This is a genomic window from Roseixanthobacter glucoisosaccharinicivorans (assembly GCF_043195095.2).
Classification (GTDB): domain Bacteria; phylum Pseudomonadota; class Alphaproteobacteria; order Rhizobiales; family Xanthobacteraceae; genus NCEH01.
The window spans coordinates 653,427-678,987 of sequence record NZ_CM195538.1 but is presented as its reverse complement, the minus strand read 5'-3'; the positions used below and the strand labels follow the sequence as shown (position 1 = coordinate 678,987).

General features: G+C 64.5%; 26 protein-coding genes, 1 tRNA gene and 2 pseudogenes. 14 read left to right on the top strand and 15 right to left on the bottom strand.

All coding sequences use genetic code 11. The features are described 5' to 3' along the window. The first annotated feature begins 122 nt into the window (after positions 1–122). From V5F78_RS02910 to V5F78_RS02900, 3 genes are read left to right on the top strand one after another with little or no spacing between them, the layout of a single operon-like run. Entirely contained in the window at positions 123–1,277 is a 1,155-nt protein-coding gene (locus V5F78_RS02910; protein ID WP_394066715.1) for a methionine ABC transporter ATP-binding protein, read from the top strand. Next, positions 1,267–1,947 carry a methionine ABC transporter permease gene (locus tag V5F78_RS02905; RefSeq protein ID WP_394066717.1) on the top strand — a complete coding sequence of 227 codons (681 nt, stop codon included), beginning with the start codon at positions 1,267–1,269 and terminating at the stop codon, positions 1,945–1,947. The genes V5F78_RS02910 and V5F78_RS02905 overlap by 11 nt, the downstream gene beginning before the upstream one ends. 25 nt (positions 1,948–1,972) lie before the next feature. Then, positions 1,973–2,764 (top strand): MetQ/NlpA family ABC transporter substrate-binding protein, encoded by a 792-nt coding sequence (locus V5F78_RS02900; protein ID WP_394066718.1) that lies wholly within the window; start codon positions 1,973–1,975, stop codon positions 2,762–2,764. Positions 2,765–2,979: 215 nt separating this feature from the next. On the opposite strand, the gene V5F78_RS02895 is transcribed toward V5F78_RS02900, so the two are convergent. The 3 genes from V5F78_RS02895 to ettA form a co-directional block, all read right to left on the bottom strand. Continuing rightward, on the bottom strand, positions 2,980–3,279 hold the full coding sequence (locus tag V5F78_RS02895; RefSeq protein ID WP_394066719.1) for a hypothetical protein: 300 nt from the start codon (positions 3,277–3,279) through the stop codon (positions 2,980–2,982). A gap of 68 nt (positions 3,280–3,347) precedes the next feature. Further along, on the bottom strand, positions 3,348–4,121 hold the full coding sequence (gene tam / locus V5F78_RS02890; protein WP_394066720.1) for a trans-aconitate 2-methyltransferase: 774 nt from the start codon (positions 4,119–4,121) through the stop codon (positions 3,348–3,350). A 56-nt stretch (positions 4,122–4,177) separates the two neighbouring features. Further along, positions 4,178–5,833 (bottom strand): energy-dependent translational throttle protein EttA, encoded by a 1,656-nt coding sequence (gene ettA, locus V5F78_RS02885; protein WP_394066721.1) that lies wholly within the window; start codon positions 5,831–5,833, stop codon positions 4,178–4,180. A 103-nt stretch (positions 5,834–5,936) separates the two neighbouring features. Here ettA and V5F78_RS02880 point away from each other — a divergent pair, with 103 nt between their 5' ends. Further along, a complete protein-coding gene (locus tag V5F78_RS02880) occupies positions 5,937–6,473 on the top strand; it encodes a cupin domain-containing protein (protein ID WP_394066722.1) in 537 nt (178 codons plus the stop codon). A 176-nt stretch (positions 6,474–6,649) separates the two neighbouring features. After that, a tRNA-Gly gene (locus V5F78_RS02875) sits at positions 6,650–6,724 on the top strand. Between the two features lie 173 nt (positions 6,725–6,897). On the opposite strand, the gene V5F78_RS02870 is transcribed toward V5F78_RS02875, so the two are convergent. After that, complete coding sequence (locus tag V5F78_RS02870) at positions 6,898–7,530, bottom strand: TetR/AcrR family transcriptional regulator (RefSeq protein ID WP_394066723.1); 633 nt, start codon at positions 7,528–7,530, stop codon at positions 6,898–6,900. Between the two features lie 114 nt (positions 7,531–7,644). Here V5F78_RS02870 and V5F78_RS02865 point away from each other — a divergent pair, with 114 nt between their 5' ends. From V5F78_RS02865 to V5F78_RS02855, 3 genes are all read left to right on the top strand, one after another. Next, entirely contained in the window at positions 7,645–8,619 is a 975-nt protein-coding gene (locus V5F78_RS02865; RefSeq protein WP_394066725.1) for an SDR family NAD(P)-dependent oxidoreductase, read from the top strand. An 84-nt stretch (positions 8,620–8,703) separates the two neighbouring features. Then, positions 8,704–9,450, top strand: coding sequence for an SDR family oxidoreductase (locus tag V5F78_RS02860; RefSeq protein ID WP_394066727.1), 747 nt, complete (start codon positions 8,704–8,706; stop codon positions 9,448–9,450). A 13-nt stretch (positions 9,451–9,463) separates the two neighbouring features. Further along, positions 9,464–9,994, top strand: a complete 531-nt coding sequence (locus V5F78_RS02855; protein ID WP_394066729.1) for a cupin domain-containing protein — start codon at positions 9,464–9,466, stop codon at positions 9,992–9,994. 539 nt (positions 9,995–10,533) lie between these two features. Here V5F78_RS02855 and V5F78_RS02850 read toward each other — a convergent pair. Together V5F78_RS02850 and V5F78_RS02845 are read right to left on the bottom strand one after the other, a co-directional pair. Beyond that, a complete protein-coding gene (locus tag V5F78_RS02850) occupies positions 10,534–10,692 on the bottom strand; it encodes a hypothetical protein (protein ID WP_394066731.1) in 159 nt (52 codons plus the stop codon). Beyond that, positions 10,679–11,269: a DUF308 domain-containing protein gene (locus tag V5F78_RS02845; RefSeq protein ID WP_394066898.1), complete on the bottom strand. Its 591-nt coding sequence runs from the start codon at positions 11,267–11,269 to the stop codon at positions 10,679–10,681. Before V5F78_RS02845 ends, V5F78_RS02850 begins: the two co-directional genes overlap by 14 nt. 408 nt (positions 11,270–11,677) lie before the next feature. Here V5F78_RS02845 and V5F78_RS02840 point away from each other — a divergent pair, with 408 nt between their 5' ends. Beyond that, positions 11,678–12,259 (top strand): TetR/AcrR family transcriptional regulator, encoded by a 582-nt coding sequence (locus V5F78_RS02840; protein WP_394066732.1) that lies wholly within the window; start codon positions 11,678–11,680, stop codon positions 12,257–12,259. 303 nt (positions 12,260–12,562) lie between these two features. Here V5F78_RS02840 and V5F78_RS02835 read toward each other — a convergent pair whose 3' ends face one another. The 6 genes from V5F78_RS02835 to V5F78_RS02810 form a co-directional block, all read right to left on the bottom strand. After that, on the bottom strand, positions 12,563–13,630 hold the full coding sequence (locus V5F78_RS02835; RefSeq protein WP_394066733.1) for a phenylacetaldoxime dehydratase family protein: 1,068 nt from the start codon (positions 13,628–13,630) through the stop codon (positions 12,563–12,565). A 15-nt stretch (positions 13,631–13,645) separates the two neighbouring features. Further along, on the bottom strand, positions 13,646–14,704 hold the full coding sequence (locus V5F78_RS02830; protein ID WP_394066734.1) for an ABC transporter substrate-binding protein: 1,059 nt from the start codon (positions 14,702–14,704) through the stop codon (positions 13,646–13,648). 64 nt (positions 14,705–14,768) lie between these two features. After that, positions 14,769–15,593 carry an ABC transporter ATP-binding protein gene (locus V5F78_RS02825; RefSeq protein WP_394066735.1) on the bottom strand — a complete coding sequence of 275 codons (825 nt, stop codon included), beginning with the start codon at positions 15,591–15,593 and terminating at the stop codon, positions 14,769–14,771. Beyond that, positions 15,590–16,432 (bottom strand): ABC transporter permease, encoded by an 843-nt coding sequence (locus V5F78_RS02820; RefSeq protein ID WP_394066736.1) that lies wholly within the window; start codon positions 16,430–16,432, stop codon positions 15,590–15,592. The genes V5F78_RS02825 and V5F78_RS02820 overlap by 4 nt, the downstream gene beginning before the upstream one ends. Continuing rightward, positions 16,429–17,220 carry an ABC transporter permease gene (locus V5F78_RS02815; protein ID WP_394066737.1) on the bottom strand — a complete coding sequence of 264 codons (792 nt, stop codon included), beginning with the start codon at positions 17,218–17,220 and terminating at the stop codon, positions 16,429–16,431. Before V5F78_RS02815 ends, V5F78_RS02820 begins: the two co-directional genes overlap by 4 nt. A 9-nt stretch (positions 17,221–17,229) precedes the next feature. After that, positions 17,230–18,288 (bottom strand): carbon-nitrogen hydrolase family protein, encoded by a 1,059-nt coding sequence (locus V5F78_RS02810; protein ID WP_394066738.1) that lies wholly within the window; start codon positions 18,286–18,288, stop codon positions 17,230–17,232. Between the two features lie 124 nt (positions 18,289–18,412). Between V5F78_RS02810 and V5F78_RS02805 the strand changes: the two genes are divergently transcribed. Both V5F78_RS02805 and V5F78_RS02800 read left to right on the top strand, forming a co-directional pair. Next, entirely contained in the window at positions 18,413–19,381 is a 969-nt protein-coding gene (locus V5F78_RS02805) for a LysR family transcriptional regulator (RefSeq protein ID WP_394066740.1), read from the top strand. 265 nt (positions 19,382–19,646) lie between these two features. Further along, positions 19,647–20,486, top strand: coding sequence for an oxidoreductase (locus tag V5F78_RS02800; protein ID WP_394066742.1), 840 nt, complete (start codon positions 19,647–19,649; stop codon positions 20,484–20,486). 152 nt (positions 20,487–20,638) lie between these two features. On the opposite strand, the pseudogene V5F78_RS02795 reads toward V5F78_RS02800, so the two are convergent. After that, positions 20,639–21,604, bottom strand: a pseudogene (locus V5F78_RS02795) (aldo/keto reductase); the annotation flags it as partial. 83 nt (positions 21,605–21,687) lie between these two features. Between V5F78_RS02795 and V5F78_RS02790 the strand changes: the two are divergent. Then, the gene (locus V5F78_RS02790) at positions 21,688–22,311 is read left to right on the top strand and encodes a TetR family transcriptional regulator (RefSeq protein ID WP_509276544.1); all 624 of its coding nucleotides are present in this window, start codon (positions 21,688–21,690) and stop codon (positions 22,309–22,311) included. A 47-nt stretch (positions 22,312–22,358) separates the two neighbouring features. Continuing rightward, positions 22,359–22,445 (top strand): annotated as a pseudogene (locus V5F78_RS02785) (aldo/keto reductase); the annotation flags it as partial. A 143-nt stretch (positions 22,446–22,588) separates the two neighbouring features. Here the strand turns inward: V5F78_RS02785 and V5F78_RS02780 are convergent. Together V5F78_RS02780 and V5F78_RS02775 are read right to left on the bottom strand one after the other, a co-directional pair. Next, positions 22,589–23,527 (bottom strand): AraC family transcriptional regulator, encoded by a 939-nt coding sequence (locus V5F78_RS02780; protein WP_394066746.1) that lies wholly within the window; start codon positions 23,525–23,527, stop codon positions 22,589–22,591. Positions 23,528–23,683: 156 nt separating this feature from the next. Further along, complete coding sequence (locus V5F78_RS02775) at positions 23,684–24,277, bottom strand: TetR/AcrR family transcriptional regulator (protein ID WP_394066748.1); 594 nt, start codon at positions 24,275–24,277, stop codon at positions 23,684–23,686. 137 nt (positions 24,278–24,414) lie between these two features. Here V5F78_RS02775 and V5F78_RS02770 point away from each other — a divergent pair, with 137 nt between their 5' ends. Then, entirely contained in the window at positions 24,415–25,383 is a 969-nt protein-coding gene (locus V5F78_RS02770) for an SDR family NAD(P)-dependent oxidoreductase (protein WP_394066750.1), read from the top strand. Positions 25,384–25,561: the final 178 nt, after the last annotated feature.

Below are 25,561 nucleotides of genomic sequence, written 5' to 3'. Positions count from 1 at the left end.
CCTGATTGAAGCGCCGCGTCTTTTGCCGCCCGAAATTCCCTTCCAGCCGTCGGTTGCCTGCGCCCTGAGATGGACCGCCAGGACGAACGCGCGTTCGCGTTCCATGCCGACGAAAGCCGGAGATGATCGTGACCGCCATCCTGCCTATTGTCGCCGCATCGGCACAGGAAGCCGACCCTTCGGGAAGGCCCGCGCCCGTGCAGAACCCCTTCGAACCCGCCCCCGCCAGCCGCGCCGTCATCGAATTTGCCCATGTGGGGAAAACCTATGCCGCCCGCGCGGGCACGCCGCTGGTGGCGGCCTTGGAGGATGTGACCCTTTCCGTGCCCGAAGGGGCTATCGTCGGCGTCATCGGCCGCTCGGGCGCGGGCAAGTCCACCCTCATCCGCCTGGTGAACGGGCTGGAGCGGCCGAGCTCCGGGCGTGTCGTGGTGGACGGCACCGACATCACCGCCTTGTCGGAGACCGGCCTTCGCGCCGCGCGCCGCTCCATCGGCATGATCTTCCAGCATTTCAACCTGCTGTCCCGCCGCACCGCTTATGAGAACGTGGCCCTGCCGCTGGAGATCGCCGGCGTCTCGCGTCGCGAAATCAAGGCGCGGGTTGAACCGCTGCTCGATCTGGTGGGCCTTGCCGACAAGCGCGACCGCTATCCGGCCGAACTTTCCGGCGGGCAGAAGCAGCGCGTCGGCATCGCCCGCGCGCTCGCCACGCGCCCGCGCGTCCTGCTTTCCGACGAAGCCACCTCCGCCCTCGATCCGGAGACCACGAACCAGATCCTCGCCTTGCTGCGCAAGGTGAATGCCGAACTCAAGCTCACCGTGCTTTTGATCACCCACGAGATGGCGGTCATCAAGGCGGTGGCCAACCGGGTGGCGGTGCTGGATGGCGGGCGCATCGTGGAAGAAGGCCGCACGTTCGAGATCTTCTCCCACCCCCGCCATGCGACCACCAAGGCGTTCATTTCCGCCGTCACCGGCACCGCGCTGCCGGCCCAGGTGGCGGATCGCCTGAAGCCGGTCCGCGTGGGAGAGGCGCAGGCGGTGCTACGCCTCGTCTTCACCGGCACCCATGCGACCGACCCGGTGCTGTCGCGCGTCGCGCGCCTGCTGGGCGTGGATGTGAACATCATCCAGGCCCAGGTGGACGATATCGCGGGCGAACCGTTCGGCGTCATCGTGGTGTCGGTGCCGGGCGACATCGCAACCGTGGCGGCCGTTAAGGCCGCCGTCACCGGGCTTGGTCTCGGCGTGGAGGTGCTTGGCTATGTTTCCTGAAATCCTGCCCCCCGCCATCGTCGATCTGCTGATCGAGGCCACCCGCCAGACCCTCTACATGGTCGCCGTCGCCGGGCTCATCGGCACCGCCATCGGCCTGCCTTTGGGCGTGTTCCTGGCCACCAGCCGCAGCGGCGAATTGTTCGCCGCCCCGGTGCTGAACCACACGCTCGGACTGGTGGTGAACGCCGCCCGCTCCACGCCCTTCATCATATTGGTGGTGGCGATCATTCCCTTCACCCGGCTGATCGCCGGCACCTCCATCGGCACCAATGCGGCCATCGTGCCGCTGACGGTGGCGGCGGCGCCCTTCATCGCGCGGCTGATCGAGGCCGCGATCCGCGAGGTGGACCAGGGCCTGGTGGAAGCCGCCCGCGCCATGGGGGCGAGCCCGCTCCAGATCGTCGCCAAGGTGCTGCTGCCCGAGGCGCTCCCGGCCATCACCCTCGCGCTCACCCTCGCGGTGGTGAGTCTGCTCGGCTATTCCGCCATGGTGGGCGCGGTGGGCGGCGGCGGCCTCGGCGATCTCGGCATCCGCTTCGGCTACCAGCGCTTCATGCCCGACGTGATGGCCGCCGTGGTGATCGTCCTGATCCTCCTCGTGCAGGCGGTGCAGAGCTTCGGCGACCTGCTGGCCCGCCGCCTCGACAAGCGCAACCGGCGCGACTGACCCGTTCCTTAAAGGAGATCCGAAAATGAAAGTTCGCTTCCGCGCGCTCGCGACCGCGCTCACCCTCTCGTTCGTCCTGACGAACGCTCCGGCCTTCGCCGAGACCATTTCGGTGGGCGTCACCCCCGGTCCCCACGCCCAGATCCTGGAAGCGGTGAAGCCCATCGCCGCCAAGCAGGGCCTGGACATCAAGATCGTCGAATTTTCCGACTATGTGGTGCCGAACACCGCGCTCGATTCCGGCGAGATCCAGGCGAATTCGTTCCAGCACCAGCCCTATCTCGACAATCAGGTTGCCGATCGCGGCTATAAGATCGTCTCGGTGGGGCAGACGGTGAATTTCCCGATCGGCATTTATTCCAAGAAATTCAAGAGCCTGGACGATCTGCCGGGGGGCGCGACCATCGCCATTCCCAACGACCCCACCAATGGCGGGCGGGTGCTGCTGCTGCTCGCGGACAAGGGCTATATCAAGCTGCGCGACGGCGTCGGCTTCAAGCCGAGCGTGGCGGATATCATTGAAAACAAGAAGAAATTCAAGATCGTCGAGATCGACGCCGCCCAGCTGCCGCGCTCGCTTCCCGACGTGGATGCGGCCGGCATCAACACCAATTATGCCAAGGAAGCCGGCCTCGACCCGGTGAAGGACCCGATCCTGCGGGAAGACCCGAAGGGGCCTTATGTCAATGTCATCGCCGTGCGCACGCAAGACAAGGACAAGCCGTTCGTGAAGATCCTGGTGGAAAGCTATCGCTCGCCGGAGGTGAAGGACTTCATCCTCACCACCTTCAAGGGCGCCGTGCTTCCGAGCTGGTGAATTTTAGGACGGATGGAACGGCAGCTGCGATCCGGCTGCACGCGAACATCTTTCTCTACAGCGCGTGATGGCCGGGCTCGTCCCGGCCATCACGCCGGGCCGTTCGCGCCTGGATTTGAAACGCGGGTCCCGGCGGAGCCGCGTGGATGCACGGGACAAGCCCGTGCATGACGGTCATCTGCTGAAGCGGCGTTCAGCCATAAAGGGGGGCGCCCTTAGGCGTTGGCTTCGAGGCGCGTGATCACGGCGGTGCGCGCTTCCTCGATCTGCTGCTCGTAATTGTCCGCGAGCGGCTCGCCCAAGGCATTTTCCAGCACGCCCCGCACCGCATAGAGCGCAGCCAGCTCGGCCGGGTGCTCCAGGTCGTCCCGCGCGTCCTGTTCCGCCGGATCGGACGTGATGCGGGAGATCAGATCCAGCAGAACCACCGCCACCGAGCGGTCCAGCGTCATCACGACATCGCCGCTGGGCAAGGTGACGGAATCGGTGAGCGGCTCATTCTGGGGCGCGGACATGACGTTTTCCATTCAAGGATTGATGGGCAAAGCCTAGAGAGCGTTTGCGGCGCGGGCGCGACCTTGCGTCAGCGCCGGGCGACGAGGAACAGGCGCGGGAAGGCAAGCAAGGCCTTGCCGTCCGCCCGCAGCGGATAAGCGGCCGCGAGGCGCGCCTGATAGGCGGCGATAAATTCCATCCGCTCCGCCGCGTCCAGCGGGTCGAGAAACGGACGCAGGCCCGTGGACTTCAGCCATTCCACGATCGCGCCGTGCCCGTCCAGCGGGTGATAATAAGTGGTGCGCCAGATATCGACCTGAGCGGCTCCTGCGATCAGGAGATTATAATACTCGCCCGCTGAAGGCAGCTCGGTGCGCGCGCCCACCGCATCCGCCAGCTTTTCCGCCCACGGGCCATCCTGCGCGGTCTCGCGCATGGCGACATGGGAGGGCTGGTCGAGATTGTCCGGCATCTGCACCGCCAGCACCCCGCCGGGCGCCAGCAGGGACAAGAGGCGCGGAAACAGCGCCGCGTGGTGCGGCACCCATTGCAGCACCGCATTGGCGAAGATCAGGTCCGCCGGCCGATCGAGCGTGAAGGTGGAGGCATCGCCTGCCTCGAAGCGCGCGCCGGGCAGGCGCTTGCGGGCGGCCTCCAGCATGGCCGGCGAGGTGTCGATGCCGAGCACATCGGCGCCGGGAAAGCGTTGCGCCACCAGCTCGGTGGAATTGCCCGGCCCACAGCCGAGATCGACGGCGAATTGCGCCTCTGCGAGCGGCACGTGGGACAGCAGATCCCGCGCGGGGCGGGTGCGCTCGTCCTCGAACTTGAGATATTGGCGGGCGTTCCAGTCCTCGGCCATGGCAGCACTCCGCGTTTCAAAGCAGAAAGGCGGGCGGCGGACCGCCCGCCTTTCGATCAGCGGCCGAACTTCTTGTAGTGGATGCGCTTGGGAATGATGGAATCGATGCCGAGGCGCCGCTTCTTGTCTTCCTCATAGTCCGCGAAATTGCCCTCGAACCATTCCACATGGCTGTCGCCCTCGAAGGCCAGCATGTGGGTGGCGATGCGATCCAGGAAGAAGCGATCATGCGAGATGATGACGGCGCAGCCGGCATAATCTTCCAGCGCCTCTTCCAGGGCGCGCAGGGTTTCCACGTCCAGATCGTTGGTCGGTTCGTCGAGCAGCAGCACATTGCCGCCGCGCTGGAGCGTGCGGGCAAGGTGCACGCGGTTGCGCTCGCCGCCCGAGAGCATGCCGACCTTCTTCTGCTGGTCGCCGCCCTTGAAATTGAAGGCCGCGCAATAGGCGCGCGAAGGAATTTCCTTCTTGCCGACATAGATGACTTCGTTGCCGCCGGAGATTTCCTCCCAGACGGTCTTCTTGTCGTCCAGCGCGTCACGGCTCTGGTCCACATAGCCGAGCTTCACCGATTCACCGATGGTGATCGAGCCGCTGTCGGGCTTCTCCTGGCCGGTGATCATGCGGAACAGCGTGGTCTTGCCCGCGCCGTTGGGCCCGATGACGCCGACGATGCCGCCCGGCGGCAGCTTGAAGGAGAGATCGTCGATCAGCAGGCGATCGCCGAACGCCTTGTTGAGATGGTCGAAGGCGATGACGTTCTGCCCCAGGCGCTCGGCCACGGGAATGACGATCTGCGTCGCCGAGGGCATGCGCTCGGAGGCCTTCTCCAGCAATTCCTCATAGCGCTGGATACGCGCCTTGCTCTTGGCCTGGCGGGCACGGGGCGAAGTGCCCATCCATTCCTGCTCGCGGGCGAGCGCGCGCTGGCGCGCCTCGTCCTCGCGGCCTTCCTGGGTCAGGCGCTTCTGCTTCTGCCCGAGCCAGGAGGAATAATTGCCCTCGTAGGGGATGCCGCGGCCGCGATCGAGCTCCAGGATCCAGCCGGTGACATTGTCGAGGAAGTAGCGGTCATGGGTGACGATCAGGATCGCACCCGGATAAGAGCGCAGATGGCCTTCGAGCCAGGCGGTGGTTTCCGCGTCCAGATGGTTGGTCGGTTCGTCGAGCAGGAGCAGTTCCGGCTGTTCCAGCAACAGGCGGCACAGGGCGACGCGGCGGCGCTCGCCACCCGAGAGCTTGGCGACGTCGGCGTCATCCGAGGGGACGCGCAGGGCGTCCATCGCCTGGTCCACCTTGCTGTCGAGATCCCACAGGCCCTGGCCTTCGATCTCGTCCTGCAGGCGGGTCATCTCGTCCGCCGTCTCGTCGGAATAATTCATGGCGAGCTCGTTATAGCGATCGAGGATCGCCTTCTGCTTCGCCACGCCGTCCATGACGTTCTCGCGCACGCTCTTGGTGGGATCGAGCTGCGGCTCCTGGGCGAGATAACCCACGCGCACGCCTTCCGCCGGGCGGGCCTCGCCGGTGAAGTCCTTGTCCATCCCGGCCATGATCTTCAGCAGGGTGGACTTACCGGCACCGTTCGCGCCCAGCACGCCGATCTTGGCGTCCGGGTAGAAAGACAGGTGCACGTTGTCGAGCACCTTCTTGCCGCCAGGATAGGCCTTGGTGAGGCCATGCATGTGATAGGCATATTGATAGGACGCCATGCGCCACCGGCTCCGGAAAAGGGATGCAGGAAAGTTGCCGCCGTTCTAGCCTCCTGTGAAGACGCGGGCAAGCAAGCCCGTCGCAGATCCGAAGGAGACGCATATGGGCGGACCGCACGATCATCCCCACACGCAGGGCGACCACAGCCACGGCCCGGACACCGGCGCGGCCCCCATCCCCTCCCCCGGCATCGACTGGCGCACCAACGGCGTGAAGGTGATCCCCGGCGACGATCTCGACCCCAACACGGCCCAGACGCCGGGCATGAACCGCGCCACGGCGATCAACCGGGCCCGCGCCGGGGCCGAGAAGCTCTGGGCCGGCACGGTGCATATCCATCCCGACGCCAAGACCGGGGCGCATCACCATGGCGATCTGGAAAGCGTGATCTTCGTGGTGAAGGGCAAGGCGCGCATGCGCTGGGGCGACCATCTGGAATTCACCGCCGAGGCGGGCCCCGGCGATTTCATCTACGTGCCGCCCTATGTGCCGCACCAGGAAATCAACGCGTCGCCGGACGAAACGCTGGAATGCGTGCTGGTGCGCTCGGGCCAGGAGCCCGTTGTGGTGAACCTCGATATCGAGCCTGTGGAAAAACCCACCGCCGTCAAATGGATCGACTCGATCCACAAGGAATGAGCCGGCGAAAGGGTTTGCTGGCCATTGGCGGGGTGCGCGGCACGGCACGCTCCGCTGCCGCCCGGCGGATTTTTCCCCAGCCCGGCGAGAAAGGGCGCGAAAGCCTGTTGCAATCCGGATTTCGTTTTGGCATAGACACGCACCTGCCCGGCGCCACACCGCCACGGCAGATGGATGCGGGTGTAGCTCAGGGGTAGAGCACAACCTTGCCAAGGTTGGGGTCGAGGGTTCGAATCCCTTCGCCCGCTCCAAATTCTCCCAATAAATTCAGAGCGTTATGGTAGGGCCGCCGCAAGGCGGCCCATCGCTTCTCGTCGCTTACATTCTGGCGATCAAAAATGTAAGCCCCATGTAAGCAGCTGGTCGAAATCTGGGTGCGGCTTGGACGTGCTCCGGCGCGCTTATCAAGTCACCGCATCCAGCATCAACCTTCAGGCGTTGCATTTCCACGCCGCGACAAGAGCACCAATTCGGCCGCTTCTTCGGCGTCGTTCAGGAGCATCTTACGTGGCGCGCCTAACTGCGCATGCATCGTTAGACCGCGGGCAAGGTCGATAACCTGGCGCGCGCGCGTGGCGACAGGAAAGTCAGATGGGATTTCTCCCGCGCTGATCCCGTCGCGGAAGCGGCGTTCCACGAGCGCTACGCCACCAGCGGCTGCGTCCTTCAGAAACTGCCTGACTTCAGCGTCGTCCACGAGCGGCGCGACGCACACCATCAGGCATCCCCGGACCGACCCTTCTTCGGTCGCAACTTCCACGGCGTGCCTCAGGAAGCCGGCGATCGCGTCGCGAAGAGCCGGTGGCGAGAAGAGCGCCTTCGCTGCGCCTGCACCCTTCCGCTCAGCATACGCCCGAAGGACACGCAGGAAGAGCGTTCGCTTGTCTCCGAAGACGGAATACAGGCTTTGCCGCCCCACACCCATGCCCGCGATGAGATCGTCGATCGCTACACCGTCGTAGCTTTTCGACCAGAAGATCTGCGTGGCTTTGTCCAGTGCCTCGCTCTCGTCGAAGGTTCGGGGGCGCCCGCGACCCCTGCTCGAATTCTTTAGCATCTGGTCCAAAAATCCTTGACCACGTGTCCCGCCCGAATATATTAGTAATCAGTCCAAAAATAGCAAGCTGGCTCGTGGCCTGACGATCCGGCCTTCTCTCACGGCGGAACCAATATGAGACACTCAACCGCTCTGGTCACCGGCGCTACGTCCGGGCTTGGTTATGCCGCAGCTCGCTTGCTCGCCAACGGGGGATGGCAAGAGGTCATAATAACGGGACGCAATCTGGACAAGACCAAGAAAACCGCCGCTCAGCTTGCGAATGAGACCAAGAAACGGGTGTTCACGCCGCTTGAGCTTGATTTGAACAAGGCCGCCAGCGCCAAGTCTGCGGTCGCCGAGTTGGTCAAACGCGGTCGGCCGATTGATTTCCTGCTGCTCAATGCCGGATTGGTCCCAACCAAGAAGCGCGTGATTACTGCGGAGGGCGTTGAAGCTTCTCAGGCCCCGCTGATCGGCCATCATGAACGGGCTGTCGGGTTGCTCAATGCCGATCTCCTGAGCCCCGACGCGCGGATTGTTATCACCAGCGCGGAGCCTGCCCGCGGGGGCGTGCCTATGTTCAAATATACCGACCTGCCGGCGTTCGCGGCGAAATACTACGGGGACGACCAAACCGCGGCTGCTGAAGCTCTCATTCGCAGCGGACCAAACGTGAAGTACTCGCCTAACACTGCGTATGCCGACGCAAAGCTCATGATCGCCTGGTGGGCCGAGGCGCTGGCGCGCCGGCTATCGTCCGATATGGCCGTCTATGCTGTCTCGCCCGGTGCGTCGAACGCCACCAATGTCGCACGAAACGCCGGCCCATTGTTGAAGTATCTGATGATTCCAATCGTGAACCTCATTCCCGGCATGAATCAGACGCCGGAGACTGCGGCCGGTCGCTACATCCAGGCGTCGGAGTTTGGAACCAACGTCTCAGGGCAATTCTTCGCCTCGGCCAAGGGGAAGTTCTCAGGCCCAATGGAACTGCAGCGCGAGCCACACCTCCACGACCGCGCCAGCCAGGAAGCCGCGTGGCAGGCCGTCGTTAAGGTCTCCGGCGTCGACCTGTCTCACCCGGCATCTTTGAGGGCGGTGTCCTAACACCTGACCGCCGCCACGGCGCAGAAATATCATCCTAAATTGTCCAAAAATACGCAGGCGCAATGGCGTCCGAGGAGAATGTGAATGGCATGGTATCAAGATAAAAAGGTGGTGATCCTCGGCGGCACCAGCGGAATGGGTCTCGCGACGGCGAAGAAGCTCCTCGATGGAGGCGCGCGCGTTCTGGTGACAGGCCGCTCGCAAGCCGGACTGGACTCGGCGAAGCAGGAGCTTGGGACTGACGCCCTCGTGGTTTCGAGCGACGCGCGATCATTGACCGATATTGACGCCCTCGCCGCTCAGGTGAAGGCCGAGTTCCAGACCATCGACCTGCTTTTCGTCAACGCGGGGTTCAGTACCCCAGCGCCGCTCGCGAACGTCACCGAGGCCATCTACGACGAGATGTTCAATCTCAACGCCAAAGGGCCGTTCTTCGCGGTCCAGAAATTCGCGCATCTCATCAACCGGGGCGGCTCCGTCGTCCTCACGACCTCGGTCGCCAACGTCAAGGGACTGCCTGGGCAAGCCACCTATGGCGCTGCCAAGGCCGCGCTGCGCTCCTTGGCTCGGACGCTCGCGACCGAGCTGCTTCCCCAGGACATCCGCGTCAACGCCGTGTCGCCCGGGCCCATCGCCACGCCAATCCTCGACAAGGTGTTTCCTGATAAGAACATGGCCGCCCAGGTCCGGGAGAAGTTCAGCGATATGATCCCGATGAAGCGCTTCGGGACCTCGGAGGAGATCGCGAAGGCCGTCCTCTTCCTCGCCTTCGACGCGACCTTCACCACGGGCCTTGAGATTCCGGTCGACGGCGGCTGGTCGCAACTCTGAGGGGGCGGGTAAAATGAAGATGCGACGAATTGTGAGCGCCGAAGGCAAGGCTGGCGTCGTCATGCAAGTGGACGATCTTCTCGACACCGAAACCGCCGATAGGGTCACGAATATTTGGGGGTTCGACGAGATTCCTCAGCTTCCTCTCACGCCTGAACACGTTCTCGGGGAATACAAGCGGCTTGGGATTTTTGGGCCAAAGGGCTCAGTCCGCGTCGATCTCCAAGTCGTTCCCCCGGAGAAGGCGGGCGCGACGGATCTCGGGATCTTGATGGCCAAGATTGATTTCGGCACCGGCGGGGGTATGACCCCCAGCGAGCATGGCGGAGCGATGCACCGGACCGACACCATCGATCTCGCGGTGGTGCTCAAGGGCGAAGTGGATATCGCCTATCCGGGAGAGGACGGCCAAGTGCACGCGACCACAGCCAAAGAGGGCGACTTCTTCGTGCAGAACGGCGCCTTTCACGAATTCCACAACCGCTCGGACGCCCCTTGCGTAATCCTCATGTTCGTCTTCGGCGCCGAGAGGAAGGCGGCCTGAGTCACAAGGGATCGTCCACTTCTCGATTCTGAGAGTATTGCCGCCGCTACGGTCCCCGCGGAGTCGGCGCGTGTAGATGACGGCCAGTCGACGGTGGGCAGCAGCGGCAGCGGCCTCGCGACCGCCCAGCGGTTCGTTGAGCAGGGCGTCTAGCGTTCATCGCCAGCCGGCGCCAGGGCGAGTTCGACAACGCTGTCGCGAAGATCGGCAAGAAGGTCACCGGCGTAAGACCGACATCTCCAATCTCGACGACCTCGACTGTCTCCATGAGAGCGCCGCGAAAAAGGGCAAGATCGATGTGATTTTTGCGAATGCGGCCTTCGTCGAAAAGACCATGGCCGCCGCGGCGACGCCCGAGCACTTCGACAAGACGCCCTTCGGGGCCGTCTCTATGCTTTGGCAGGTCGGCGTTACAGCTTAGCGCCATCGCTCGCCGAGGCGGAAGCCGGGAGAATGGATCGCGGCGTCTCCACCTGGGCGATGCCGCCATTGACGATATAGATGCGCTCAATCGTGGCTTGGTCGCTCACGCTTGCTCCTTACGGCGGCCTCACGCGCAGATCATCGAGCCCCTCGATCGGGAAGACGATCTCGCCGCCGGCGCGGAGCCGATGCCGTTCATCGACAGGGTTCTTCGAGCCTAAGATTGGGTCTTGCGGCGTGCCGGTGAGTTTTTTGGTGCCGTCAGCCTGCGGCACGTAGCGAGGCCTTTCGCGCTTCGCTAACGGTGAGCCAGATCGCCGAAACGAGGAAGTAGAACGCTCCGAACGCGGCATAGGGCGCGATGTTGGCAATGCCCACCGGCTCAGCCCCCTGGGCCATCTTGAGCATGAACACCCCAGCCAGAATCGACTGGGCACCACTCAAGACCATCGCCCATTGCGCGCCGTAGTCTTTCCAGCGGCGAATGGCCGTGACGAGCTGAAAAAGCCCGGCGAGGCACGCCCAGACGCCGAAGACCGTAAGCACGCCGTTCATGCTGCCACGGAGGGCAACGGCTACGGCGCCCGCGGTTAGAATGCTGATGATGAAATTGAACAGTTGAGACTTATTCCGGCTCAACCCACCACTGCGCCGGGCGTCGACAATATTGGCGACCGCGTCCCAGGCGGGGTAGGCGATCAGCATGACGGCCGCCAGAGCGGGAGCACTCTTCGCAAATATGACGGCGATCGCGACCCAGGCGGCCGAGAATGCGAAACGGGCGTAATAGTAACGTTTCAGCCAACTTGAAGTGGCGGAAGCGGTGGGCTGATCGGTCGAAACGCTGGTCATCGGCATGTCTCTCCTTTCAATCAACCTACTAGAAGGTAGACATCTTGTCAAAGCGCGTTTCTGCGTAGCGGAGAGGAAGGGTCGCATGTCTCGCTCTTCTGACATGTCGACCAGAGCCGCCACGTCGTCGGCGCCACATCGGATGTTCCCGGGCGGCTTGATAGATCGCTCGCACCGTCGGCCGGAAGCCGAGGGTTCGCGAGAGCAAGACATCCATGGGAAGAAACCAGGGATTTAACAGTGGTTCAGACGAGCCCGTCAGCGACTCGCCCATCGCATTCTGACTTCATGGACAGATGCCGGACTCGACGAGGTACGAAAACTGTTCCGCTGCTTGCCGACGACCTCACACGCTGAGTGCGTGAGCATCGGCTTGACGTACTGCCTACTAGAAGGCAGGTTGCAGACATGGCCAATCTGACAAATACCGCCGACGAAATTCTTCGGTGCGCGCGCTCGCTGATCGTTGCGGGCGGCTACAACGGTTTCAGCTATGCCGATATTTCCGAAGTGGTCGGCATTCGGAAGGCGAGCATTCACCATCATTTTCCAAGCAAGGTGGATCTGGTCCAGACACTTGTGTCGCGTTATCGCGAGGAGACCGAGGCTGCACTTGCGCAGCTCGCGGTTCAGGAGCCGGCCGATCAGCTTCGTGCCTACGCGGAATACTGGGCGGCGTGCATCAGCGACGGGACAAGACCTTTCTGCGTCTGCGCGCTGCTTGCCGGCGAAATTCCGGTGCTGCCGCCTGTGGTCGTTCTGGAGGTCAGGGGTTATTTTCGCATCCTGTCCGCTTGGCTGACATCCGTGATGGAGACAGGCGCGACGCGGGGGACTTTGACGCTTTCTGGCTCCGCTCGAGCCGAGGCGGAAACGGTCATCGCGACCGTGCATGGCGCCATGCTATCGGCAAGGGCCTATGGTGATCCGGCCATATTCGTTGCTGTCACCCAGCCCTTGATCGAAAGGCTGACGCTCATTCGGCAATGAAGGGGGAAAATAAAGTCATTCATTCCCCCAAGACGTCCGCCATGCTGTTGGTGGATTTCGACTGACTTTTCTTCGGCTCTGCGGTGGCGGCGCCTTATGAAGGCTGTCGCGGCAGCGGATACCACGCTATCGCTATGGGCATGCGCGGATATGACAAGAGTCTGCGCCGGAAGATCCCGCACTTTGCACCGTGCTGCCGACGCTGGGCCATGCCGCAATCCCGCCATTCGGCATTCGAAGCATCCCGCCAATAGCTTCGATCTGACTCGGCGGGCGAGACCGCGGATCAGCCGGTATCCTTCCTCAAGGAGCGCGGGCCGGCGCGCCCAGCACGCGCGCGGGAAAATAGGGAAGAAGACCGGTCGAGGGCGCGCAGTTGACGTATTCGAAATCGGGGGCGGCTTGGTCCAGAACGTAGATCTCGTTGTACGTGCGCAGCTCCAGCGCCTCCTGGTATTTTCGGCGCTCAGCAAGTGCCCGGTGATAAATGGCGAGATGGGTCGGGTGGTGCTTTGCCCACGCTTCCAGATGCCCGAGAGAAAGAAAGTGGCCCAGGGAATAGGCCTCCTTGAGCTCCATGCCCTCCGCGTCCGCCAACACCACCTGCCGCAATGCGCAGCAGCCCGCCTCCACGGGATTGCGGCGCAGATAGTCCATACCCGCATCGAGTTTGGGCCTGACGTTGCGCTCGTAACTCTCCCGCTGCTCGGCGCCGCAGGCGGACCATGAGACCCCCGAGCGGATGACTGTGAGGCCCGCCGGAGGACGGATGGCAAGGCGCTTGCCCTGCGCCTCCGGCAGCATTTCGAGTGGCGCAAGGCGCGGCGTCTCGCCCTCCAGAAGGTCCCAAGCCGAGGCGGGGATGCGGTCTCGCGCCGCACCCCAGTAACCGGTCTCCCCCATCTGCTCCAGGCGCGAGAAGGGGCATGCGGATAGACCGCGGCGATACTCGGCGAAGGCGATGGTCTCCGCGCGCTCGGGCACGATGCTCACCGGCTCCCACCACTGGCCGAAATCCTCGGCGAGGGCACGATCTCCCGCACGCCAGGCGGCGATCTCGGGCGCCTCTCCCCAGCGCGTGCAGGCGGCGCGGTCTGGCCAATAGAGCGCCGCCATGTGGTTCGGCCGCCCCTCAAGATCGGTGAAGGTGGCGCGATCGAAGTAGGACGGCGCGTCGGGCGCATGAGACGCGGCTGCGAGGAAGTCCGAGAGCGCGCGCGCTGCGCGATCCCCCGCCTCCGCGGCCATGCCCACGAACAGCACCGCGAGGCGATCCGGGGCATGATCGAAGCGCGAGGAATAGCGCGGGATCGGCGGGGCATGCCCCGCCGGCCGGCTCATGGGATAGAGGCGCGTGGACTGCTCGCTCATGGGTGCTCAGACCGTTCAGCTCTTGTCCATGGCGAAGGCGCTCAACTTCGGGTCGTCCGCAATCATCTTCAGGAATTTATCAGTGATGTAGTCCTTGGCGTCCGGAGTCTTGGACAGCGTGCCGGTGGACTTCAGATACTCGGCAAGGTCCGTGTGCCAGACATCCATCACTGATGGACCCTTGGAGCGGTCAAACAGCTTGAGCTGCTCGTCGAGGGTGTAGATGGGCCGCTTGTCGTAGTCGACCTCGATAAAATGGTCGGACAGTGTCGTGCCGCCTTCCGGATAGAAGACCTTCATGTAGGCCATGGTCTCGGCGCGGTGCTTCTTCTGCCAGGCGATGGAGCGCAGGTAGACGGCCAATACCTTCGCCACGGTTTCCGGATGCTCGGCGGCATAGTCAGCGCGCACCACAACTGCGGCGGTCACCGCGGCGCCACCCTCGCGCCCCGTGCAGATGGGCTTGGCATCCGCCTTCTCCAGAAGCGTATAGCTGAAAGGTGGCCAGGCGGCCGCGAGGGCGCCGTTGCCGGAGGCATAAGCGGCGATGGTCTGCGCCGGGCCGAGATTGACCACTCGCACGTCGTTGGGGCCGAGGCCCATCTTCTTGAGGCAGGCCACCGCCGCATAATGGCCGGTGGAATTGGTGGTGAGAAGGATCTCCTTGCCCTTCAAGATCGAGGGATCCTTCAGGATCGCGTCCGCGTCCTTGGTGCGCGCGGCAACCCAGGCGGTGTCGGACTGATCGTCCGCCAGTGCGATGGTTACGAGGTTGAAGCGCACCGCGCCGAGCACGGCCGGCGGCGAGCCGGTGCCGCCAATGTCCCACGACTTGGAGGGCGCCGCCGCGATCTGCTGCGGACCGGCGGGAAAGGTGGAGAAGCTCGGTTCCAGGCCCACTTCCTTCCACCAGTTCTTCTCGGTGGCAATGTAGAAGGGCAGCGACCAATAGAGCGCCGGCTGGTAGGAGATCTTCACCTCCTCGGCGAACGCAGGGGCAGTGAGTGCCGGCGCGGCGAACGCCAGACCGGCTGCGAAAAGCGTGCGTGCGAGGACCGCGCGGCGACTGACCATGATTTGAACTCCTGTTCCCGATGTTCTGGAAGGTCTTGTTTTTTGTGATTGTTTCGTCGTCGTCTCAGGACGCCATGGAGAGGCGGCGCGTCGCCGCCTCCTCCTGATGGGTGCCCGCCGAGCGCAGCAGGCGCCACAGGCGGGTGCGGATGCGGGTAAAGGATTCCAGCTCCATCACCTCCTCCACCGGGCGCTCCGCCCAGCGCTCGGCGTTGCGCAGCGAGCCAACATCGACGATCTCGCGGATCGAGCCGGGACGACCCGCCATGACCACGACCCGGTCAGCGAGGTAGGTCGCCTCTTCCACCGAGTGGGTGATGAACAGCACGGTGCGGCGCTGGCCGGCGGTGAGGCGGATCAGCTCCTCCTGCATCTCGATACGGGTCTGGGCGTCGAGGGCGCCGAAGGGCTCATCCATGAGCAGCACCTCTGGCTCCAGGATGAAGGAGCGGGCGATGGCGACCCGCTGCTGCATGCCGCCGGAGAGCTGATGCGGATAGCTGTCGCCGTGGCCTTCCAGCCGCATGGTGGCGAGATAGCGCTCCACCAGCGGCCGCGCCTCCGCCGCGCTCATACCCCGGCACTTCAGCCCGAAGCCGATATTCTGGCGCACCGTCTTCCACGGCAGCAGGGCGAACTGCTGGAACACGACCGCCCGGTCTGGTCCGGGCCCAGCCACCGTCCTCCCGCCCACCGTGACACTGCCGGAGGTTGGATGATCGAGGCCGGCTGCAAGACGCAGCAGCGTGGTCTTGCCGCATCCCGACGGACCCACGATGGCAACGAACTCGCCGTCGGGCACGTGCAGGGTGACAGGCTCCAGCGCCTGGTAAGCGCCCCCCTTGCGCTCGAACGACCGGGTGACGTCGGTGAATGCGATGCCGCTCATGCGCCCGCCCTCCAGTTGCGCCCGATATGGGCGTCGATCTGCCGTAGACCGAGGTCGATGACGAGGCCGATGAAGCCGATCGTGACCATGCCGGCCATGACGATGGGCGTGTCCACCGACCCCTGCCCCTGCACGATCAGGTAGCCCACCCCCGAGGAGGCGACGATCAACTCGGCGCCGATCAGTGACTGCCAGCCCAGCGCCGCCGCCACGCGTATACCCGCCATGATGGAGGGCATCGCCGAGGGCAGAAGCACGTCGACGATCAGCCGCCAGTTGCCCGCGCCCATGGTCCGGCAGGCCTCGATGAGGCGCGCGTCGGTCATGCGCGCGCCGCGGAAGGTGTTGATGACACAGGCCGCGAAGGCGCCGGAGAAGACGATCAGGATCGGCCCGCCGACGCCGGTGCCAAACCACAGGGCCGCGAACGGCACCCAGGCGAGCGGGGCAATGAAACGGAACGTCTCGAAAAACGGCGTGACGGCGTAGCGGAACGGCGCGAACCAGCCCATCAGAAGACCCACCGGCACGCCCAGCGCCACGGCGAGCGCGAAGCCGGAAAAGAACCGCCCGAGGCTCGCCAGGAGATGTTGCTGGAGCGTCGCTCCCGCGAACGGCACCCCCATATTCTTGACCAGCGCCTGCGCCACGTCCCATGGCGAGGGGAGCACCATCTTGGGCAGGAGGCCAGATCCGGCGAGGCCGAACCAAAGGCCGAGCGCCACCGTGATACTGGCGGCCGAGAGCAGGGTGAGGCGGATACCCGCGCCCATTCCTCGGCGCGACGCCCGCCTCCGCGCCGAGCGCGCTTCGGGCTTGGTGAGGACTTCCATGGTCATGGCGTCACCTTTAGCCAGGGCATTATGCGTTGCTCGACGAGCCCGAGGAGCCAGGTCATGCTCGCGCCGCAAACCGCCACCGCCGCCATGGCGACCACGATCATGCCCGGGAAGATGTCCTGCGCCGCAGTCATCAGCACCCGGCCGAGACCGAAGAAGGCGCCGATCAGCTCCGCCGCCACCAACGCCATCCAGGAGGCCTGGAGCGACACGCGCAGGCCCGAGAAGATGAGTGGCGCGGCGCCCGGAAGGATCACGTCCAGGAGCAGATGGCGCGGGCTGGCGCCATGCACACGCGCGGCGGCGATAATGGTTGGATCGACGTTGCGCACTCCGGTGAAGGTGTTGATGAGCGTCGGCACGAAGGCGGTGAACCAGATGACGAAAATCTTCGCCCCATCACCGAGCCCGAACCAAATGATGGCGAGAGGAATCCAGGCCAGCGGGGGGATCGGCCGGATGAAGGCAACGATGGGGCCGAACACGGCCTCCGCGCTACGGCTCATGCCCATGGCGAGGCCAACGGGCAGCGCGGTGCCGGCGGCCACCGCAAAGCCCATGAACGCGAGCATCACCGAATGCACGGTGTGCTCGACAAGCGTGCCGCCCGCATAGCCGGTGGTGGCGAGCTGCACGGCGGCATCCCATACGTCGCCCGGCTGCGGGATGCGCATGGGGTCGAACGTGCTTGCCGATACCCACCAAGCGGCAAGAAACGCGAGCACAGCCGCGCCGCCGATGGCCGGCGCACTGAGCCAAATGCGGCGAAGGGAGGTCGAGGCAGCCATGGCTTCCCCTTATTCCGCCGCGGCGCCGAAGGCCGCCGGCAGATCCATGTCACCATCGAAGCCAGAGGACTCCTCGCTGATGCTCTCCAGCAGACGGGGACGCTCACGGCGCACGCGCAGGGAGAACAGCTCGTGCCGGTTGTAGTAGCCGGCCATGTCGTGATGCTGCTTCAGCTCGACCAACATGGAAAGATCAATCTCGGCCAGCACGAGGCCCTCCCCTTCGGGCGGCCGATCTGCGAGAAGCTCGCCGGTGGGACCGACGATCATGGAAGAAGCACGCGGGCAGGCCCGCATCATCTGCTCTACCTCCTCGTCGCCCTCGCTGGTGGCGGCGATGGTGGCCTCGTCGAGCACCCCGGCGGCGACCACGCAATAGACCTTGGCCTCGAAAGCGTGGGCGGCGGTGCGGAAGCGAATGGCGTCCTTCAGGTTATACGGCGCGCCGGCCAAGGGATTGCGGAACGGCCAGATGGCTGGATAGCAGGAGCAGTGGATCTCCTCGCCCTCGCTCATGAGCACATAACGGGCGAGCGGGTTGTTATTCTCGCCGCAAATGAGCCCGCCGATGCGGGCAAGCGAAGTCTGCACCACCCGCAGGCCTGCGGCATCGCCCCGGTTCCACGACAATTGCTCATAGAAGGTGGGAACCAGCTTCCTGTGCAGGTTCACCACCTCACCCGTGTCGGATATCAGCGCCTGTGAATTCCACATACAGCCGGGGCTGGTGGGCGAGACTTCACAGAAGCCGAGGCTGACGAAGATGCGGTGGCGCGCCGCGGCCGCGGCGATCTCGCCGAGGGCGGCGCGATCGGAAAGCAGCGCGTTTTCCGCGAAGCGGCGGAAGAAGCGGTGGGCGTCGATGGGACGATAGAGGCCGGCCCAGATGGGGAACCCGGGAATGAAGGATTCCGGAAACACCACCAGCCGTGCGCCGGCCCGCGCCGCTTCGGCGATCACCTCGACCGCCTTTGCGACCCCACCGCGCAGATCGAAGGGCGGCGCCGCCACGTGCGCTGCAGCAACCACCGCTGTCCGACTGCCGGAGGCTCCCGAAATGCCTTCCATTCTATAGCTTCCTTCGAATATCGCCGGGGGCGGCGAGCGCCGCGCTCTGGGGCACTTGCAAGCATCGTATCGCGGGAGCAGCATTCGAAAAGACACAAGAAATAGAATATGAGGTTCGGATTAAATGAACTGCTTTACGCTCCGTGCGCTGCGCACATTCGTGACGGTGGCCGAATGCGGCACCATCTCAGCCGCGGCGGAGCGGCTCGGTCGCAGCCAGGGGTCGGTGTCGACCACCGTCAGCGAGTTCGAGGCGCATGTCGGGCTCCAATTGTTTGTCCGCAAGCCGGCCAAGGGGCTGGCGCTCACCCCCTCGGGCGAACTGGTCGCGCTGGAGGCGCGCGGGCTTCTGGCGCATGCCGACGAGTTTGAAAGCATCGCCGGAGCGCTCGGCAACGCAGTGGAGGGCCAGCTCACGGTCGGCTGCTTTACAAACCTCGCCCCGGTGGTGTTCGCCAACATCATGGGCTCGTTCTCGGCGCGCTATCCGAGCATCCGCATCCATATCGAGATCGGTGATCAGGAGGAGATCCTCCAGGGCCTCAAGAGCGGGCGCATAGAGACCGCGCTCACCTTCGACCTCGGCCTGTCCGACCAGTTCCACGCGGTGCCCATGGCCGAACTGCAGGCCTTTGCAGTGCTGCCGGAGAGCCACCCGCTCGCCGGCCGACAGAGTGTGCGGCTCGGGGATCTCGCCCCCGAACCCATGATCCTTATGGATCTGCCGCACACGCGCGAGTACTTCCTCTCGCTCTTTTACGCCCGTGGACTTGAGCCCAATATCCGCTTCCGCTCCTCCTCCTTCGAAGCGGTGCGAACCCTGGTGGGCAACGGACTCGGCTATTCGATCCTGAACCTCAAGCCTGCACTTTCGACCACCTATGACGGCACGCGCATTGTGAACGTGCCGTTGGAAGATGGGGTGCGCCCGCTCAAGGTGGTGCTGGTGACACTAAAGCGCATCGCCAAGCGCCGCCTCACCATGACGTTCCAGGATTTCGTGCGCGGCTTCCTGGTGAACTGGAGCAAAGGCCAGACCGCGGCAGCGAGGGAAGGAGCCGCTGAGATCAAGGCGAACGCTGAGAAGATCTGAGACCATTGCGCGCCAAGGCCGGGCTTGCTGGCATTGCTGCGTTCTTGAAGAGCGGCAACGCCGCTGGGCCGATCTCGAAGCCGGCCATCACCATCCGGCTCTCCCACATGTGGCCGAGCCGATCCGAATTGCGGAGCGCCGAGCTGAGGGATCAGGCAAGAAACAAGCAGGAACGTCGCTATATTTCGTCTCGGTCAGCACATAGCTCTCCGTGGCGGTGGGTCGCTGCAGCGGTCATCGACGATAGACCTTCGGGAGCATCAAGATGAAGACATGGTTTGTCACCGGCGCCAGCCGAGGATTAGGCTTGGAAATTGCCCGTGCGGCCCTCGAAGCGGGCGACCGGGTGATCGCGACCGCGCGGAACTCCGCGCACATTACTACTGCGCTCGCAGGCTATGAAGGCCGCCTTTGCGCGCTTGAGCTCGATGTCACTGAAGCGGCGGCGGTCCAGTCCGCCGTGGAACAGGCGCTGAAGGCGTTCGATCGCATCGATGTGCTCGTCAACAACGCGGGCTACGGCCAGCTCGGCGCGTTCGAGGAAGTGACCAGCGCCGCGCTGGCGCGGCAGTTTGCCACCAATGTTTTCGGCGTCTTCGACGTGACCCGAGCTGTCCTGCCGATCATGCGCCGGCAGCGCTCCGGGCACATCCTTACCATATCTTCCATCGCCGGCATGGAAGGTTTCGAGGGCTCGTCCGTCTATTGCGCGACCAAGCACGCTGTCTCGGGCTGGTCTGAAGCGCTGGCGAAGGAGGTCGCGCCCTTCGGCATCAAGGTCACCTGCGTCTATCCCGGGCGTTTCCGGACCGACTTTCTCGATGGCAGCTCAGTGCGCTACGGCGAAATCGAGATCGACGACTACAAGGCATTTTCTGAGCGGCGCCGGGCCGCGCTCGATGCCGACAATCATCTTCAGATCGGCGACCCGATCAAGCTCGCCGCCGCCATCGGCACGCTGGTCGCAGCCGAACACCCGCCGGTGTGGTTCGGCGCGGGCTCGGACGCCTACGCGGTCTTCACCGCCAAGGCCGATGCACTGCGCAAGAATGTCGAGGACTGGAAAGCGCTCATGGTCTCGACGGATTTCACCAGCTCCAGCTGAGATCGGAACGGCGGGCATGCAGGACTGGGCGCCGTTCCCAATGCCCGCCGCGTCCGAGGGGGGTCTCAGGACCCAGCTGTCTTGAATCCGGGGATCCGCGCCATGATGCGCTGAAGCTCGCGATCGTCCGAAATCCCCTGGAAATCGTATCGCGGCGTATAGGGCGCTTCGAGACGGCGCATCTCATCCTCGGTCAGCACGATGGACAGCGAAGCGACCGCATCGTCGATCTGGCGCGTGCTGCTGGCACCGACGATGGGGGCGCAGACGACCGGATTCGTCCTCAACCAGGCCAAGGCGACCTGTGCACGCGAAACACCGCGTCCTTCCGCCACCGTGCCGACCGCCTCAATGATGGCTTTGTCGCTCCCCGCGGTCGCCGCGGTATAGAGCATGTCCGCGAACGGATCACTGCCCGCACGTGCGGTCGCCTTCGCATCGCCCCAGGCGCGCGCCAGCCGGCCGCGGGCGAGCGGGCTCCAGACCATGGTGCCGACGCCCTCATCCTGGCAGAGCGGCAGCATCTCGCGCTCTTCCTCACGGGCGATCAGATTGTAGTGGTTCTGCAGGGTGACGAAGCGCGCCCAGCCATTGGCTTTCTGCATGTGCAGGGCCTTGGAAAATTCCCAGGCACGCATGGACGAGGCGCCGATATAGCGGGCCTTCCCGGCCTTGACGACGTCGTGCAGCGCTTCAAGCGTCTCCTCCAGCGGCGTGGCGGGGTCGTTGCGATGGGTCATGTAGACATCGACGTAATCGGTGCCGAGCCGGCGCAGGCTGTGGTCGATTTCGGCCATGATGGCCTTGCGGGACAAGCCCTTGCCGTTCGGCCCCGGCCGCATGGGATGGCGCACCTTGGTGACGATCACGACGTCGTCGCGGTTGGCAAAGTCCTTCAGCGCGCGACCCAGGATTTCCTCGCTGGAGCCTTGCGAATAGAGATTGGCGGTATCGAAGAAATTGATGCCCTGCTCGATCGCGTGCCGGATCAGCGGACGGCTCTCTTCCTCCCCCAATGACCAAACCGGGTGGCCGCGTTTGGGATCGCCATAGGTCATCGCCCCGATGGCGATGGGCGAGATGTCCAGCCCCGTGTTCCCGAGCTTGATATAGTTCATGGCTTTCCCTATCGTTCGCAAAGCGGAGAGTTCTCCGTTCTGTTATCGGAAATAACGGAGAGTTCTCCGTTTATCAAGAGGCCATGCCGATGCCGCGCAAAAACGAGGGCGTGTCAGACGGTCCGCCGACGGCAAAGCGCGCCGACGCGTTGAAAAACCGCGAGCACATCCTTGAGATCGCCCACGACGCGTTCGCCGAGTCCGGGCTGATGTCGCTGAACGAAATCGCCAAGCGGGCGGGCGTCGGCGCGGGCACGCTCTATCGCCATTTTCCGACCCGGGAAGCGCTGATCCTGGCCGTGTACCAGCATGACATCGAGCGGCTGGTGGGCTGCGTCCCGAAGCTGCTGGCGCGGCACCCGCCGCTGAGCGCCTTCCGCCTGTGGTTTTTCACGCTCGCCGATTATATTCGCGTCAAGCACGGTCTCGGCGAGGCGCTCCACAGCCCAGCCGCGCAGGAGGCCATCCGTGGTACCTATGCCCCGGTCACGGCGGCGGTTGACGCGCTGATGCGCGCGTGCGTCGCCGCGGGGACCATGCGTCCCGGATTGCAGGCCGCCGACGTGCTGCTGCTCATGGGCTTCCTCTGGCGCATTCCACGCGATGCGGAGGGCCAAACGCAGGCCCAGCGGATGATGGACCTGGTGCTGGCGGGCCTCGCGGGCGGTGAAGATCCGACCGGCACAGCGGACGATCGACAGACCTAGGCAATTGCTCGGGCGCGGCGCGCGGGCGCATCCGACATCCCCGCGGGGCCTATTACTCGGTCGCCGGACGCGACATCGAACGCGAGATCGCGCCGCTGTTGCTGAGCGAGGGCGTGGGCCTGCTGGTCTCGAGCGACCGACGCGCCATGCGCCTCGGCGATCGGGCGCATGACGTCGAGGGCATTATAGCCTCGATCCTCGTCCAAGGGTGGTGAGCCCGCGGCTTCGGATTTCTTGCCCGATCCGGTTGATCACATGAGGCCTGACGTGGTCGTGCTCACGCCTCGTTCCGCGCCAGGATCGTGGCGACGTCGCGCTTTGGCGGAGCACCAAAGGCTCGGCGGTACTCGCGATTGAACTGGGTGGCACTCTCATAGCCCACCTTCAGGCCGGCAAGGCCCGCATCAATCCGGTCGTTCACCATCAGCCGGCGTGCTTCATGCAGCCGAAGCTGCTTCTGGTACTGCAGCGGGCTCATGGCGGTGATGGCTCGGAAATGATGATGCAAGGTCGATTCCGCCATGCCTGCCCTCTCCGCGAGTTGGTCGATCCTGAGAGCCTCGGTGAAATTCTCGCGGATCCAGTCGATCGCCGTGGCAACCCTGTTGGTGCGCGTTCCAAGCTGCACCGCCTGGCGAAGGCGACCACCGATCGGGCTCAGGAGGACATGATAGAGAATTTCCCGCTGCAAGGTATGCGCGAGGATTGGAATGTCCTGCGGGCTGTCGAGCAATTCCACGAGCCGCATGGCGGCCAGGGCAAGGGACGGTGTAACCGGTCCGATCGCCATGCCCATGCCGAAGGGCGCCAGCTCCGGGCCATATTGCGCGACCTCGCCGATGAGCTCGCGCGCCAGCTCCAGGTCGATGTTGAGCTTGATCGAGTAATAGGGCTGCGATGGCGAGGCGTTGAGAACCTGCACGATGGTGGGAAGCCCGACCGCCGTCAGCAGGAAATGCTTTTCATCATAGACATAGCTTTCCTCTCCCAACACGACCCGCTTCGACCCGCAGGCGATCAGCGCGAACGAGGGATCGTAGAGGAAGGACACGGGCTCTGCGGGTCCCACCTTGCCGTGGATGGTCAAGCCGGAGACAGCGGTCTGCTCGCCCTGCCAGCCGGCCCCCAAGTGGCGCTTGACCAACGCGGCGATGCGGCCGAGGGCAAAGGCGATCATCTCATCCTCGCCAGCGGCTGTGCTTCCTGAGACGATCATCTGCGGCCTCGCGGGCGGATCGGTGGCGATGGACGGAGCGCCATAAAAGCGAAGATAGAAACGGGACCACTCAACACCTAGCCTGATCCGCGCGAATATTTGCCTATTCCTGTCGATCGTCGGCTTTCGGTGTGGCGCGGGATGAACCGTTGCGTCCTAAGATTTTTCCCCGCCGGTACGAATGCCCGCGATCAGAATGTCCACGAGGCGCTGCGCGGCCTGTCTCCAATTGGGTCCCGCACCGATGTTTGCCACCCCCGCCACCGCGCGCAGCAGGTCGAGCGGGTCGATGTCCAGGCGGATCTCACCGCTCGCGACGGCGCGGTCGACCAGCATCGTGATGGTGTGCTTTGCCTGGGCTCCGGAAGCGGCATAGAGCTCCGAGGTTCCACCCACGATCGAGTTGAGCGCCTCCGACATTCCCTGCTTGGTGCCGATATAGTCCACGAACAGCAGCATTCCCTCGCGCAGCGCCTCCACCGGAGGATGGGTCTGCGCGAGCCGCGCCGCCGCCGCATGGATCTGGTCGGTCTCATTGCGGTAGACCGCAGCGATCAGCGCGTCACGGGTGGGAAAATGCCGATAGAGCGTGCCGATGCCGACGCCGGCCGCGCGCGCGATCTCGTCCAGGCTTGCGGCGGAACCCTTTTCGGAAAAGGCCACCTTCGCCGTTTCGAGCAGGCGCACGCGATTGCGCTGCGCATCGGCGCGCGGTTTGCGGACAGCCTGCGGGTCGGCGTCGTCGGCCACCTGAAAATCACCCCTTGATAAACGGAGGAACCCTCCGTATTTAAAACGGAGGCACCCTCCTTTTAACTCCATGCCGACCCGCTGGCAACGATGCCGCAGCGGCAGGAGAGGTGTGTCCATTGCTTAAGGAGAACACCATGGCCGTGGCTTTCGGATCAACATCGACCACCGACGACGTACTCGCAGGCGTCGAACTCGGCGGCAAGCGCGTGCTCGTCACCGGCGTGTCGGCCGGTCTGGGCGTGGAGACGGCGCGTGCGCTCGCGGCGCATGGCGCACAGGTGGTCGGCGCGGCGCGCGATCTTCAAAAGGCGGAAGCGGCGACGGCCTCCGTGCGGGCCCAGGCGGCGAACGGCGGCGGGTTCTCGCTGGTCCAGCTCGACCTCGCCTCGTTGGCCAGCGTCCGCGCCTGCGCCGATGGTCTGCTGGCCGATGGCCGGCCGTTCGATCTCGTGATCGCCAATGCGGGTGTGATGGCATCGCCCTTCAGCCATACCGCGGATGGCTTCGAAACCCAGTTCGGCACCAATCACCTCGGCCATTTCGTGCTGATCAACCGCATCGCCCCGTTGATCGCATCGGGTGGCCGGCTGGTGAATGTCGCCTCCTCCGGCCATCGCTACTCGGACGTGGATCTGGAGGATCCGAACTTCGAACGCACGCCCTACGATCCGATGATCGCCTATGGCCGCTCGAAAACGGCCAACATCCTGTTCGCGGTCGCATTCGACCGGCGCCACCGGGACCGCGGCGTGCGCGCGACGGCGCTGCATCCCGGCGGCATCCGGACCGAACTCGGACGCCATATTCCGCCCGGCGCCCTCGACCAGTTGCTCGAGCGGATCAATGCGGAGCTGCAGGCCGAGGGCAAGCCGCCGTTTCAATGGAAAACCATTCCGCAGGGCGCCGCCACCTCGGTCTGGGCCGGCGTGGTCGCAGACGCCGACGCGGTGGGCGGCCGCTATTGCGAAAATTGCCACGTCTCGGCCGTGACCGACGGGCTGATCAACCCGGTCAGCGAGGGCGTGCGCTCCTATGCCCTGGATCCGAATCATGCCGAGGCCCTGTGGGCCAAGAGCGAGGAAATGGTGGGTGAACGCTTCTGATCCTTGCCCTGACGGGGCTTAGCGACGCGCCCCTGACACGGAGAAGCCGCGCCCCTGGTGGGCGCGGCTTTTTTCATGTGGAGAGTGGCGGTTCGCGAACAGCTTTTGCGCGGTCCTTCCCGCGAAGCCGGGTGATGCCGAGCGACCACGCCCGCGATTTTTTTTCGCCACATTTCGC